The sequence below is a fragment of the Paenarthrobacter sp. TA1.8 genome (assembly GCF_048595705.1).
In the GTDB taxonomy this organism is placed as follows: Bacteria; Actinomycetota; Actinomycetes; order Actinomycetales; family Micrococcaceae; genus Arthrobacter; species Arthrobacter nitroguajacolicus.
In genome coordinates this window covers 3,447,061-3,461,780 of sequence record NZ_CP184287.1, presented here as the reverse complement: position 1 = coordinate 3,461,780, position 14,720 = coordinate 3,447,061, and the positions used below count along the sequence as shown (strand labels likewise).

The window sequence follows — 14,720 nt, the reverse complement described above, 5'->3', positions numbered from 1 at the left end:
TTGCAACCCCTACCAGTTAAGCCCCCGGAACCCAGGTAAGAGGCGCACACTCATGACCCAGCCCGAACACGATCCCTTTGGCTTTGTAGGCCTGACCTACGACGACGTCCTGTTGCTGCCCGGCCACACGGACGTCATCCCGTCCGACGCTGACACGTCCTCCCGCATTTCCAAGCGCATCTCTGTACAGACTCCTTTGCTTTCAGCAGCAATGGACACCGTGACCGAATCCCGCATGGCCATCGCCATGGCCCGGCAGGGTGGTTTGGGCGTGGTTCACCGTAACCTGTCCATCGATGACCAGGCCGAGCACGTAGACCGCGTCAAGCGCAGCGAATCCGGCATGATCACCAACCCGCTGACCATCGGCCCGCAGGCCACGCTGCAGGAGCTGGACGAGCTGTGTTCCCGCTACCGCGTTTCCGGGCTTCCCGTCGTGGACACGGACGGACGCCTGCTGGGTATCGTCACCAACCGCGATACCCGCTTCATTCCCGAATCTGAATTTCCGCTGCGCAGCGTTAGCGATGCCATGACCAAGATGCCGCTCATCACCGGTCATGTGGGTATCAGCCGTGAGGAAGCCTCCCACAAGCTGGCCACCAACAAGATCGAGAAGCTCCCGCTCGTTGATGAGCAAGGCCGCCTGATGGGCCTCATCACTACCAAGGACTTCACCAAGGCTGAGCAGTACCCGTTGGCCACCAAGGACGACGAAGGCCGCCTCCGCGTAGGTGCCGCCATCGGATTCTTCGGTGACGGCTGGGAACGCGCCATGAAGCTCGTCGACGCCGGCGTAGACGCACTGTTCGTTGATACCGCCAACGGCCACTCCCAAGGTGTGCTGGACATGATCCGCCGCCTGAAGTCGGATCCCATTGCGGCGCATGTGGACATCATCGGCGGCCAGGCAGCCACTCGTGAAGGTGCCCAGGCACTGATCGACGCCGGTGCTGATGGCATCAAGGTGGGCGTGGGGCCGGGATCCATCTGCACCACCCGCGTCGTCGCCGGCGTGGGCGTGCCGCAGATCACCGCCATCTACGAATCCGCCAAGGCAGCAATCCCCGCCGGTGTTCCCCTGATTGCCGACGGCGGCCTCCAGTACTCGGGCGATATCGGCAAGGCACTGGTTGCCGGAGCCGACACCGTGATGCTGGGCTCCCTCCTCGCCGGCTGTGAAGAGTCCCCGGGCGAGCTCATCTTCGTCAACGGCAAGCAGTTCAAGAGCTACCGTGGCATGGGCTCCCTTGGCGCCATGCAGTCGCGCGGCAAGAACACGTCCTACTCCAAGGACCGCTACTTCCAGGCCGACGTCTCGGGCGACGACAAGCTCATCCCCGAAGGCATCGAAGGCCGCGTTGCCTTCCGCGGTCCGCTGGCCTCCGTGGCTTACCAGTTGGTGGGTGGTCTCCGCCAGACCATGTTCTACACGGGCGCCCCCACCATCCCGGAGCTGAAGGCACGCGGCAAGTTCGTCCGCATCACGCCCGCAGGCCTGAAGGAATCGCACCCGCATGACATTCAGATGACCGTCGAAGCGCCGAACTACGGTTCCCGCTGATCACCCATCTGCTCAACAGCTGTTCCCCGTGGAAGTTTCCACGGGGAACAGCTGTTTAACAGGACGCGACATAAATGTCGGTCCCGAAGAATAGGCTGGGCACATGTCAGAAAAGCCCGCACAATCGCGGCACCCGGAGTCGGTCCGGCTGAACTCGGTCCCACCGGGGGCGCCGCCCCGCAAGCTCGCCTTGCGGCCATACGCGCGCGCCGTTGGGCAGGTCCTCAAGGTGAGCTTCAAAGCTTCACCCGGCGCAGTCATCATGAAGGTGGCAGGGTCCCTGATTTCGGCCACTCTGCCGCTGGTCACCACGTATTTCGCTGCACTGACCACCACAGCACTGGCGGCCGGGTACGCGGGAGACCCCGACGCCGGTCCCCGGGCCATTCTGTACGTCATCATCACCGCAGCGCTGGGATTGTTCTGGGGCGCCTTCAGCAGCGTTGACCGCTACATCCAGCAGCTGATGAGCTTCAAGGTGGGCGCCATCGTGGGCGACATGATGTACCAGCGCTTCCTCGCACTGGAATTCTGGCGCTATGACGACAAAGAAACGGTGGATCTTTACGACCGCGCCAAGCGGTTCTCCGATTCGTATGCCCGCGTCCTGGACCGGATAGCCGCCATCTTCACACAGTTCGTTTCCGTGGTCCTGGCTATCGGTGCTTTGCTCCTGGTCAGCTGGTGGATCGCAGTCATCGTACTGGTGGCCATCGTGCCCAGCGTCTACCTGCAGTTCAAACTGTCCCGCGAACAGATCGCGCACTGGAATACGCAGGTGGATTCGAGGCGGCAACGCCGGATGATCGAACAAAACCTGCTCCGGCCCCAACACATTGCCGAGATGCGGCTGTACGGGATCGTCGGATACCTCATGGATCTGCGATCGAGGCTGCGGGATGCTGACGAACGCAGGCGCCTGGACTTCCAAAAGCGGTACATTCCCAAGCAGCTTGCCGCCGATTCCCTGCAGTACGGGGCCGAGGTTGTGTCCCTGATCTGGGTTGTTGGCCAGATCATCGCCAGGGCGCAGCCAGTTGGACAGTTCCTGTACGTGCAGCAGATTGTGAGCCGCGCGCTGTCTACCGCCAACAGCCTTGTCTCTTCGCTGAGCTCCATTGACGAGGACCTCGCCAACCTCAAGGACTATGAGCTTTTCATGGCCCTCCCTATCCCAAGCGGGAAAGAAAAGCCGCTGTCTTCGTCGCCCGCAACTGTGGAGCTGCGGGACATCCGGTTCAGCTACACGGGGAGCGACATCGAGGTCATCAAGGGCATCTCCATGACCATCAGGGCAGGTCAGCACATCGCCATTGTGGGGGAGAACGGTGCAGGCAAATCAACGCTGATCCGAATCCTGGCTGGACTGTACCGCCCCGACTCCGGCCAAGTGCTGCTTGACGGCGTGGACCTTGCCGGGATCGACGTCACCAGTTGGCACCGGCACCTTGCAGTGCTGAGCCAGGAGTTCCTGAAATACGAGTTCGCCACCGCGGCGGAGAACATCTATCTCGGCGACGTGGACCAGCCCCGGGACGACGACCGGATCCGGCGGGCGGCCTCGGACGCCGAAGCCATGGAGTTCATCAACAAGTTGCCCAACGGCCTGGAGAACCACGTCAGCAACTGGATGGAGGACCCCCGGGGACGCAAGGGAAGCGGGCTGTCGGGTGGCCAATGGCAGCGCCTGGCCATGGCACGCAACTTCTACCGCGATGCCTCGTTCATGGTCATGGACGAGCCCACGTCAGCCATCGACGCTTTGGCGGAACATCGCATTTTCACCCGGCTTTTCGCAGACCGGAGCAGCACCATCATTGCCATCAGTCATCGCCTCGCCACCATCGAGAAGGCAGATATCGTGTACATGCTGGAGGACGGCCGCATTGCCGAGCAGGGAACCCACAAGGAACTGGTGGCATTGAGGGGACGCTACTTCCGGATGTTCGAATCCCAGCTCTCGGTGGATGAAACCAGCCGGAACACCTAGGGGGAAAACGGGGCCTTCGTTTTGGTGGGATAAACTCGAGCAGTGACTTATGAGATTGAGATTGGCCGTGGCAAGCGTGGGCGTCGTGCCTACTCCCTGGATGACATCGCGATCGTCCCGAACCGCCGGACGCGTGACCCGAAGGACGTCTCTGTCTCCTGGCAGATCGACGCCTACAAGTTCGACACCCCCGTTATTGCGGCTCCCATGGACTCCGTCATGTCCCCGGATACTGCCATCGCTTTTGGTCGCCTCGGCGGCTTGGGCGTCCTTGACCTCGAAGGTCTCTGGACGCGCTATGAGGATCCCCAGAAGGTGCTTGACGAGATCGCGGACTTGGCCGACGAGACCAACAGCCCAGCCGTCACCCGTCGCATGCAGGACCTTTACCAGGCACCCATCCAGCCTGAACTCATCAGCTCCCGCTTGGCGGAGATCCGCGCCGCCGGCGTGACTGTTGCAGGGTCCTTGACCCCCCAGCGCACCCAGGAGCACTACAAGACCGTGGTGGCTGCCGGCGTCGACATCTTTGTCATCCGCGGGACCACGGTTTCGGCTGAGCACGTCTCCAAGAATCACGAGCCCCTGAACCTCAAGCAGTTCATCTATGAACTCGATGTTCCGGTGATTGTTGGCGGAGCAGCCGGCTACACGCCTGCCCTGCACCTCATGCGCACCGGCGCTGCCGGCGTCCTGGTCGGTTTCGGCGGCGGAGCCACCACCACCACTCGTCGCGCCCTCGGTATCCACTCACCCATGGCTTCAGCCATTTCCGATGTCGCTGCCGCCCGCCGCGATTACATGGATGAGTCCGGTGGACGTTACGTCCACGTCATTGCCGACGGTGGCATGGGCAGCTCCGGAGACATCGTCAAGGCCATCGCCATGGGTGCCGACGCCGTCATGCTTGGCAGTGCACTCGCTCGCGCCGAAGAGGCACCGGGCCGGGGCTGGCACTGGGGTCCTGAAGCACACCACCTCGAATCTCCCCGCGGCGATCGCGTCAACGTCGGAACGGTTGGTCCGTTGGAAGAGGTCCTCTTCGGACCCGGCCACCACACGAACGGGACGTCGAACCTTATCGGCGCCCTGCGCCGCTCCATGGCGACCACCGGCTATTCGGACCTCAAGGAGTTCCAGCGCGTCGACGTCGTGGTTTCTCCTTACGCAGGCAACTGAAACTAGTCGCTGAAGGCCCGTGTTGGCTCCGATCACCATCGGAGCCAACACGGGCCTTCTTCGTTGGGGCGGTTCTTCCGATCGCGGCTGCACCCGTGCCCTGCCCAAGGAGGCGAGCAACAAGTAGGGTAGGGGACTACCAGCTGTTGCGTTTGAGGAGGGGTCCGATGAGCAATGTCGCAGGCGGTCCGCAGGTGAATTCCCCGGGAGCACTGAGCCCGGAATCCCGTGCCGCATCGATCGAAGTCCTGAAAGCCACTGCCCAGCCGGGCAAAGAGCTCGACATCCTGATTGTTGGCGGCGGAGTAGTAGGAGCCGGTGCAGCGCTGGACGCAGTGACTCGTGGCCTCACGGTAGGCATCGTCGAGGCGCGGGATTGGGCGTCCGGAACCTCCTCCCGATCGTCCAAGCTCATCCATGGCGGCCTGCGGTACTTGGAGATGCTGGATTTTGGCCTCGTCCAGGAAGCCCTTCAGGAACGGGGGCTGTTGATCCAGCAGATCGCGCCGCACCTGGTGCGCCCCGTCCCCTTCCTCTACCCGCTGACGCGCCGCATCTGGGAGCGCCCTTACGTCGGTGCGGGCATCATGCTCTACGACACCTTGGGTCTGACGTCCGGCCACAGCCGGGGCGTCCCCATGCACAAGCACCTCTTCCGGCGCGGAACCCTGCGCGCAGCTCCGAGCCTCAAAGAAGATGCCTTCGTCGGATCCATCCGCTACTACGACGCCCAGGTGGATGATGCCCGTCTGGTGGTCAACCTTGTAAGAACTGCGGCGCACTATGGCGCCCACGCAGCGAACCGCGTCCGCGTGGTTGATTTCCTGCGCGAGGGGGAACGCGTGGTCGGTGCCAAGGTGGAAAACCAGGAGGATGGCACAGTCTTCGAGGTCCGGGCCAAGCAGGTGGTCAACGCTACAGGCGTATGGACCGATGAAACCCAGGCAATGGTGACGGACCGTGGGCAACTCAAGGTGCGGGCCTCCAAGGGAATCCACCTTGTGGTGCCGCGCGACCGCTTCCAATCCACGGTCGGGTTGATCCTCCGCACCGAAAAATCTGTGCTCTTTGTGATCCCTTGGGGCAGGCACTGGATCATCGGCACAACAGATACCGATTGGACGTTGGACAAGGCACACCCGGCAGCTTCCAGCAAGGACATCGATTATGTGCTGGAACATGTCAACAAGGTTCTCAAGCGTCCCCTGACCCGCGAGGACGTGGAAGGCGTGTACGCAGGGCTCCGCCCCCTGCTCGCTGGTGACAATGACTCCACTGCCAAACTGTCCAGGGAGCATGTGGTGGCGCACCCCGTGCCCGGACTCGTGGTGGTAGCCGGCGGGAAGTACACAACGTACCGTGTCATGGCCAAAGACGCCGTGGACGAGGCAACCAGGGCCATGGACGAACGTGTTCCCTCCAGCTGCACTGAGACAATTCCGCTCCTGGGCGCCGAGGGATTCAAAGCCGCGTGGAACCGTCGCGGCAGGTCCGCCGAGCAGGCGGGCGTGCATGTGGCACGCGTGGAGCACCTGCTCAACCGTTTCGGATCCATGACCCCCGAAGTCCTGGACATTATCGCTGGACGGCCGGAACTGGGCGAGCCCCTTCCCGGAGCGGATGACTACTTGGCTGCCGAAGTTGTCTATGCAACAACCCACGAGGGCGCGCGCCACGTTGACGACGTTCTGACCCGCCGCACCCGGATCTCCATCGAAGCGTGGGACCGGGGTGTGTCTGCCGCGCCCGTTGTAGCTAAGCTGATGGGAGAAATCCTTGGCTGGAGCGAGACCCAGCGTGAGAGCGAAATCAAGCACTACCTGGCGCGCGTGGAAGCTGAACGACTTAGTCAGCAGCAACCCGATGACGAATCGGCCGATGCCGCGCGCATGGGAGTGGATGACATCGTTCCCCTTCGCTGACCAGCTCAAGGAATTGAGGCCGGGAGGCCACATGGAGGGAACATAACTTGGCTGAACCACTTGACCGTTACGACGCGGAACTGACCACCCCGGATACGGTCATCCTTGAACTTGTTGCCAAAGACAAGATCGATGCCGCAGCGCAACTGGCTCACAGGCTCCACGCAGCAGGCAGGATCTCCAATCTTGAAGGCTTCCTGGAGCAAGTGCATTCGCGTGAGCACCAGCTTGCCACCGGGCTTCCGGGTGGCATAGGACTGCCGCATGCCCGAAGCGAATTCGTGGACAGGATCTCCATTGCGGTAGGCGTGACCAAGTTTGGCCATGCCTTGGACTTCGGCGCCACTGACGGTCCGGCAAACCTGGTCCTCCTTATCGCCACCCCGGCCAGTTCCTTCTCCGACCACCTGGAGGTTCTTGCCACGCTCGCGCGTTCCCTCTCCAAGGAGTCATTCCGGGAGTCCCTGCGCCGGGCACACGATACCGAGGTCATCTCCGAACTCATCAACTCCAGCCTGGTGTTCTTCGACCACTAAAGATTGGGGCAGGCCCTTTCGTGTCGACTTCGTCGCCACGTAGGGACCCTGCTGCCCCATCTAGCCAACCTCGTTTCGTTGTTCTACAGCCGGACGAAGTACGGTTAAGGGGTGTTGAAAACCGCGTTGAAACCCCGCTGGATCGCAGGACTGGTCTTTGCGCTTCTGTTGTCCGGGGTGTTTGTGCTGCTCAGCCAATGGCAGCTCAGCCGGTCCGCCCAGCACGAGCCCCCCGCTCCGTCCAGCATCGAAGAAGTGAAACCGCTGGTGGACGTCCTCCAGCCGGGCCAGTTCTTCCCCGGCTCTGTCTCGGACCAGATGGTCACCGCTACGGGATCGTACGATCCCGGCAAGCAGGTCCTCGTTGAAGGCCGCCTTTACAACAACCAAAAAGGCTTCTGGATAGTCTCAGCCTTTGCCGTCAACAACGCTCCCACAATCAAAGGCGCAGGCGCCTCGCCCCAGACCTGGATCCCGGTGGCCCGCGGCTGGGTGGCGGACCCCGCCCAAGCTGGCCCGCCGCCGTCGGGAACCATCACGTTGACGGGTCGCCTCATCCCATCCGAAGCGCCGCTTCCAAACGTCGACGCCGGTCCAGACCGGGCGTCTGCAGTCTCAACGGCGGAGCTCATCAACAAGTGGGAAGTCTCCAGCTATCAGGGTTTCGTCGCCGCGACATCCGAGGCCTCAGGCGGAGTGACCATTCCCCTTGACGGTGACGTCAAAGCACTTAATATCCCGCCGCAGCCCCCTGCAGAACAAGTCAACTGGCTAAACCTCTTCTATGCGGTGGAATGGGTTGTCTTTGCCGGGTTCTCGATCTTCATTTGGTGGCGTCTGGTGAAGGACGACTACCGGCGCGACCTCGAAGAAGACGAAGACGAGGATGATGACTTCGACGAAACGGGCCATCCCGAAGCAGCCACAGAACCCACAAGCCCAGAGCCAGAACATAAGGTGCAGCAATGATTGAGCCAAAACCGGCTATCCAGCCCGAACATTCCGGACCCAAGCCCAAGAAGCGACGCTTCGGCGGCACGGAAGCGCAGATCCGTTCGGCGTTGAAGTTCTACAAAGTCATGGCATACCTGACAGGTGCCATGCTGCTCCTGCTATGCGCCGAGTTGATTGCCCGCTACGGCTTTGGTGTCTCGCTCTTCGCGGGCGGCACGAATGCGATTACGGGCCAACCCTTTGGCTTTGGCTTTGCTGAGTCAGAACCCAAGGGCGTCATCGGTGGCTTCAACATCTCCACCTCCGTGCTGATCGTGCACGGTTGGATGTACGTGGTGTATCTGGTTTCAAACTTCCGCCTGTGGTCGCTCATGCGCTGGCCTTTCTCCAAAATGGTCCTTCTGGCGCTGGGCGGAGTCATCCCGCTGCTGTCCTTCATCGTGGAGAAGAAATTCCACGCGCAGGTGGAAGCGGAACTCGCAGCCAACCCGCAGGCGTCCAAGCGCTACTAGGACTTCACGGCGTCCCGGTGTGAGATGCCTAACGGCAGGCCCTGTTTTGGGCCTTGGCCGCCCTTGTCAACGTGCACCGGGGCGGCCCGGCAAAGTAGTCTTGTCTGGTGACTACTCCCACCGCACCCCAAACTTCCCAGAAGCCGGTGCTGGTTGTTGACTACGGTGCCCAGTACGCGCAGCTGATTGCCCGCCGCGTCCGCGAAGCGAATGTGTATTCGGAAATCGTTCCGCATACCTTCACCACCGAGCAGCTTCTGGCCAAGAACCCGGCAGCCATCATTCTCTCCGGAGGGCCTTCCAGCGTCTACGCCGAGGGCGCCCCGTTCGTGGGTGCTGACCTCTTCGAGGCCGGCGTTCCCGTTTTCGGTATCTGCTACGGCTTCCAGGCCATGGCGAATGCCCTGGGTGGCAAGGTGGCCCAGACCGGTTTGCGGGAGTACGGTGCCACCGAAGCACTCCTGGTGGGTGACGCACGCTCCATCCTCGACGGAGTCCCGGCGTCCCAGAACACGTGGATGAGCCACGGCGATTCCGTTCACGAAGCCCCCGAAGGCTTCGAGGTGCTGGCAACTACGGCCGGAGCCCCAGTGGCTGCCTTCGCCAACGATGAGAAGCGCCTTTACGGTGTGCAGTGGCACCCGGAAGTGAAGCACTCCGTCCTTGGACAGCACGTCCTGGAGAACTTCCTGTTCAAGGGCGCGGGCCTGAGCCCCAACTGGACCACGGGCAACATCCTCGAAGAGCAGGTGGACCGTATCCGCCAGCAGATCGGCGACTCGAAGGTCATCTGTGGCCTCTCCGGTGGTGTCGACTCTGCAGTGGCTGCCGCTCTCGTCCAGCGCGCTGTCGGCGACCAGTTGACCTGTGTGTTCGTTGACCACGGCCTGCTGCGTGAAGGCGAAGCAGAGCAGGTTGAACGCGACTTCGTGGCCGCAACGGGTGTCAACCTGTACGTTGCCAACGAGCAGGAGCGCTTCCAGTCGGCATTGGCCGGTGTCAGTGATCCCGAGACCAAGCGCAAGATCATTGGCCGGGAGTTCATTCGGGCCTTCGAGGAAGCGGAACGGGCCATCATTGCCCAGGCCGCTGCCGAGGGTGAAAAGATCAAGTTCCTCGTCCAAGGCACACTGTACCCGGACGTCGTCGAATCCGGCGGTGGCGAGGGTGCTGCCAACATCAAGAGCCACCACAACGTTGGTGGGCTTCCGGAGGACCTGCAGTTTGAGCTGGTCGAGCCACTGCGGGCCCTGTTCAAGGACGAAGTCCGTGCCGTTGGCGCCCAGCTCGGCCTCCCGCAGGAAATCGTCGGCCGCCAGCCGTTCCCCGGTCCCGGCCTGGGAATCCGCATTGTGGGCGAAGTGACCAAGGAACGCCTGGACCTTCTGCGTAAGGCTGATGCCATCGCCCGCGCCGAGCTGACAGCTGCCGGCCTCGACAATGACGTATGGCAGATGCCGGTGGTCCTCCTGGCCGATGTCCGCAGCGTTGGAGTTCAGGGCGACGGCCGGACCTATGGCCACCCGATCGTGCTGCGTCCGGTGTCTTCCGAAGACGCCATGACGGCAGACTGGTCGCGCCTGCCGTATGACCTGCTCGCACGTATCTCCAACAGGATCACCAACGAGGTGGACGGCGTTAACCGCGTGGTACTGGATGTCACCAGCAAGCCACCGGGAACCATCGAGTGGGAATAGCATTCTGAGTGGCCGGCTTCCGTTGGGAGGCCGGCCACTGTGCTTGAACCGGGCAACGTCATCCGGGGTACGTCTTTGCCCCAGGAAATGCTTCCTACTGTGAAATGACGGCGAATTTCACGTTGGAACAGCGTTGCGGAGCGGGCTGACCGAGGATTCCCGCTACCCTCGAACGTATGCCGGTATGGTCCAAGGCGTCTAAAGCTAGTACAGAAAAGAAGGCAGAAGTCGTGTCAGTAGGTCAAGGCCAGGAAGAGGGCTCCGAAGAGCTCCGCAAATGGCTGTCTGGTCTCAAACCCGTCACCGGGGCAGATACGATGCTGCGCTTCGTCAAGACACCCGAAGGCGCGATCGATCTCAGCAATGCCCATCCTTCCGGGCTGGCTCAGTTGCTCGCCGGTCGCAGAACACGGCTGTCCACTCTCATCAGGGACCGCCAACAGTACTTGGTGGCGGCCAGGGCGGCCCGCAACATCCGGTCCAAGATCTTCGAGCTCAGCAACGACCGCGGCATCGAGGCCGGGTACTTGTCCGCCGGGACCGTGGTGTGGACCTCGGCCGTTGGTGGTAAGCCGCAGCGCGTCTCCGCGCCTGTGATGCTCACGTCCATCGTCCTTACAGTCAGGCCGGGCGAAGACGACTTCGAACTTCAGCTCACTGAACAAGCACGCATGAACCCCGCGCTGGTGCGTCACCTGAAGACAGTCCACGGCATCGTTTTCGACGTCAACGCTGTAGCACGCATGGCTTACAACACGGCCCGGCTGGATCCCCAGCCGGTTCTGGACCGGTTGTCCACGCTCATTAAGCCTATCCATGGTGCAGAGGTGGAGTTCAACCTGCTGGTCACTACCCTGGCTGACCTTTCGGGCAACCTGGATGATCCCTGGATCAACATGAACAACCCCACGGTTGCGGCCCTCTCGACCGCAGCCAATGGCGGCGACATTGAGCCGGAGCCCATTAAAGCGGGCAGGTTCCCCAGCTTGGATCTTCGGGACCCGGCCGACGAACTTCTCTTGCTCGACGCCGATACGGACCAGCAGTACGTGGTGGACGCCGTTCGCGCGGGAGACTCCCTGGTTGTCTCCACTCCTCCTGGAAGTGGGCAGACGCAGACGGCAATCAACGCCATCGGTGCCTTGGTCAGCGAAGGCAAGTCCGTGTTGGTGGTAGGAGACAGGCAAGCCAGCCTCGCGGGTCTTTCCGCGCACCTTGAATCGTTGGGCCTCGAATCGGTGCTCTTCAGGCCTGGTAACGGGACCACGCCGCAGCAACTCAAGGGTCAGCTGGTCAGGGCCATCATGCGCAATGAGAAAGCGCTTGAACCACAGCTTGGCAACCTTCACCAGACACTGACAGGCCACCGTCATGCCCTGATGGATCATGTTGCCTCGCTGCACAACGTCCGTGAGCGCTGGGGGTGCTCGCCCTATCAAGCGATGCAATCACTCGCCGAGCTGACGTCCATCCATCCGGCACCCTCCACTACTGTGCGCTTGAAGCGAAGCGTCCTGGACAATATCAAGGACCGTGAAGAGCTCGCGGGGCGCCTTCGTCGCGCTGCCGAACTTGGTAGCTTCAGCCGGGCCTCCACTTCCAGCCCTTGGTATGGCGCCCGTTTGGTCACCCGTAAGGAGACCGAGGAAGCCCAGCAGCTCGCACGCTTGGCCGAGGAGAAGCTCCCCGTCCTGCGGGATCGCATGAAGCAGGTTTCCGATCACGCTGAGATTCGTCTGGGCGAAACCTTTACCGAGTGGGGTGCGCAGCTTGAACTGCTGATCGCTGTCCGCGAGAGCTTGGATAAGTTCACTCCGGACATCTTCGACCGGCCGGTGCATGACCTCATCTCAGCCACTGCCAGTTCCGCCTGGCGCCGTGAGCGCAATCTTGAGATGCCTTCCATGCAGCGATCACGCCTGCGCCGGGTCGCCAAGGAATACGTACGCCCCGGTGTCCACATCGCGGACCTCCACAGCTCCCTGGTCCTTGTCCAGGAGCAGCGTGCCCTGTGGGCAGGCTATGCCACAACCCAGCGACACCCGGCGGTGCCATCCGGCCTTGCCGATCTCGGGGCCCTCTACCGCGAACTCGACGCCGAGCTGCGCCGTCTTGGTGATTCGCTCAAGCACACGTCCGATGGCGGTTCGTTGCAGGAGACGCCGTATCTGCAACTGATGGAACGCCTCGAGCGTCTCGTCGCGGACACGGCCACCTTGGAAACCCTTCCTGAGCGAACACTCCTCATCGAGGAAATGCGGGAGCACGGGCTCGGCGAACTGCTTGCCGACCTTGCTGCCCGGGAAGTCCCGGCGTCGTCGGTAGCGGCCGAGCTGGACCTTGCCTGGTGGCAGTCCGCTTTGGAAGCCATGATCAGTGGTGATGACTACCTCGCCATGTCCGACGGTGATTCGTTGCGGCGCCTCGAAGCTGAATATCGCCTGGCCGACCAAGCACATATTGCCAGTGGCGCCGCCCGCCTTCGTTGGCAGCTGGCCCAGAAGTGGCGTCAGGGCCTTCTTGAGCACCCGAGGCAGGCGGAGTTGCTCCGTGCCTTGTTGAAGGACGGCCGTGTGACGTTGCCCGCCTTGAGCGCCCAAGCACCGGATCTTGTGCCTCTGTTGGTTCCTGTGTGGTCCGTCAGCCCTTATTTGCTCACGGGCGTTCTCCCGGCCGAGCAAAAGTTCGACGCCGTGGTGGTCATCGACGCCGAATCCACCTCTCTGCAGGCGGTTCTTCCCGCGATCGCCCGAGCACGACAGGTAGTTGCCTTCGGTGATGCAAAAATCGCCAATGCGCGTACTTTCAGCGTGGCCGTGGAACCTCCCGTTGCCGGGGTTGCCAGCCATGAAAACGTGGACAGTGCATTCAAGGCTCTGGCCCGGGTCCTGCCCACCTGGCAATTGAACTGGGTCTATCGCGCGGTGGACGAGGACTTGATCCTCCAGCTGAGCAAGAACTACTACGACGGCGGTCTGCGACGCCTGCCGGACGGCAATTCGGTCACTGGCCTGGATCGATCGATTCACGTGGAGTACATACCCGACGGCACCGGGCTGCCCGGTGCGGACCATGAGGGCGTTGAGTCTGTCACTGCAGAAGTGAACCGCGTGGTGGACCTTGTCTTCGAACATGCCAGGCTCCGGCCCCGTACTTCCTTGGCCGTGGTGACCGCAAGCCTGCGCCATGCTGCCAGGATCGGCGAGGCCATCAGGCTCCAATTGCCTAACCACACTCTTTTGTCCAGCTTCTTCGGAGCGGGCCCCGAGTCCTTCCGGGTGGTGGACCTTGAGCGCGCCCAGGGGCTGGTGCGTGACCACGTGATCTTCTCGCTGGGCTATGGCCGCACTCCGCACGGCCGTGCGCTCCATTCCTTCGGCCCGTTGTCCACCGAAGGCGGGCGAAACCGTTTTGCCCTGGCAATGACGCGCGCTCGACGCTCCATGCACGTCCTGACGTGCTTCCGGCCTGAGGATCTCGACCTTGATCGTCTGGCCCATGGTGCAGTGGATTTCTATGAACTGCTGGACCGGGAACTCTCCGGTAACAGCAACCTTGGAACACCTGCCTCCCGCGCTGTAGCCAGTGAGCAGGCGCTGGGTGAGGATCCGTTGGTGGCCGATCTTGGCGAACGCCTGCGTGCACGTGGAGCCCGGGTCTGGCATCTTTACGATGGTGTGCTGGATATCGCGGCGGCCGCGGACCCCGTCCACACCATTGGCCGCGAGGGTGCGGAAATCCCCACCCCTGTCGCCATCGAATCGGATGGCACTGAACGGTACCGGCGGATGAGCGTCCGTGAACGGAGCCGGTTGCGGCCGCAGTTGCTTGAGCGTATGGGCTGGCGCTACATGTCGCTTTGGACGATCGAAGTGTTCACGGATCCGTCCTCCTGCGCTGACCGGATTGGTTCGTACCTGGGGCTTGAGAACCACATCGCCCAGTCCGCTTCTGCCCACCATGGCTTCCTGCATTCGGATGGTGAACAATTGAATCCGGGCAATGAAGACCAGAGGGTGGACCAGGGCCCCGCCGTCCATGCAGACGGCGAAGCTCAGGCCGTTGCTCGTGAAGAACATGGCGTCGCCGCGACCAAAGGCTACGCGGAGAATGGGAAAGAAGCACCACTGATGGATCAGGAAACAGGCACAGAAGACCGCGCCGCGCAGGACTCCGGCGAGCCGGTCAACGATGCCACTGAAGAAGCTGCGGATGCCAAGGCCACGGCAGCTAAGACAGCCTCCAACGGAATTCTTCCTACGAAGGCTGCAGAGGATGATCCCCGGCGATGGGGCGACGAGTCCGGCTACGACCATGAGCAGTGGCTGAAGGAACAGAAGCCCCCGCATTGGGGCTGAGCTCCATC

General features: G+C 62.2%; 9 protein-coding genes. All 9 read left to right on the top strand.

Translation table 11 applies throughout. The features are described from left to right. Nucleotides 1-52: 52 nt before the first annotated feature. The 9 genes from guaB to ACNAOT_RS16065 all read left to right on the top strand — a co-directional run bounded on the left by guaB (nucleotide 53) and on the right by ACNAOT_RS16065 (nucleotide 14,712). Complete coding sequence (guaB, locus tag ACNAOT_RS16105; protein WP_091468897.1) at nucleotides 53-1,564, top strand: IMP dehydrogenase; 1,512 nt, start codon at nucleotides 53-55, stop codon at nucleotides 1,562-1,564. A gap of 103 nt (nucleotides 1,565-1,667) precedes the next feature. Continuing rightward, nucleotides 1,668-3,554: an ABC transporter ATP-binding protein gene (locus ACNAOT_RS16100; protein WP_178997123.1), complete on the top strand. Its 1,887-nt coding sequence runs from the start codon at nucleotides 1,668-1,670 to the stop codon at nucleotides 3,552-3,554. A gap of 42 nt (nucleotides 3,555-3,596) precedes the next feature. Then, the gene (locus ACNAOT_RS16095; RefSeq protein ID WP_091468893.1) at nucleotides 3,597-4,733 is read left to right on the top strand and encodes a GuaB3 family IMP dehydrogenase-related protein; all 1,137 of its coding nucleotides are present in this window, start codon (nucleotides 3,597-3,599) and stop codon (nucleotides 4,731-4,733) included. A gap of 167 nt (nucleotides 4,734-4,900) precedes the next feature. Beyond that, nucleotides 4,901-6,655: a glycerol-3-phosphate dehydrogenase/oxidase gene (locus ACNAOT_RS16090; RefSeq protein ID WP_179019766.1), complete on the top strand. Its 1,755-nt coding sequence runs from the start codon at nucleotides 4,901-4,903 to the stop codon at nucleotides 6,653-6,655. Between the two features lie 47 nt (nucleotides 6,656-6,702). Then, nucleotides 6,703-7,191 (top strand): PTS sugar transporter subunit IIA, encoded by a 489-nt coding sequence (locus ACNAOT_RS16085; RefSeq protein WP_420178576.1) that lies wholly within the window; start codon nucleotides 6,703-6,705, stop codon nucleotides 7,189-7,191. A 111-nt stretch (nucleotides 7,192-7,302) separates the two neighbouring features. Beyond that, nucleotides 7,303-8,160: an SURF1 family protein gene (locus ACNAOT_RS16080; RefSeq protein ID WP_364307014.1), complete on the top strand. Its 858-nt coding sequence runs from the start codon at nucleotides 7,303-7,305 to the stop codon at nucleotides 8,158-8,160. Further along, nucleotides 8,157-8,657: a DUF3817 domain-containing protein gene (locus ACNAOT_RS16075; RefSeq protein WP_420178575.1), complete on the top strand. Its 501-nt coding sequence runs from the start codon at nucleotides 8,157-8,159 to the stop codon at nucleotides 8,655-8,657. Before ACNAOT_RS16080 ends, ACNAOT_RS16075 begins: the two co-directional genes overlap by 4 nt. A 107-nt stretch (nucleotides 8,658-8,764) precedes the next feature. Beyond that, a complete protein-coding gene (guaA, locus tag ACNAOT_RS16070) occupies nucleotides 8,765-10,354 on the top strand; it encodes a glutamine-hydrolyzing GMP synthase (protein WP_091468881.1) in 1,590 nt (529 codons plus the stop codon). Between the two features lie 176 nt (nucleotides 10,355-10,530). Continuing rightward, nucleotides 10,531-14,712, top strand: coding sequence for an AAA family ATPase (locus ACNAOT_RS16065; protein ID WP_420178574.1), 4,182 nt, complete (start codon nucleotides 10,531-10,533; stop codon nucleotides 14,710-14,712). The last annotated feature ends 8 nt before the right edge of the window (nucleotides 14,713-14,720 follow it).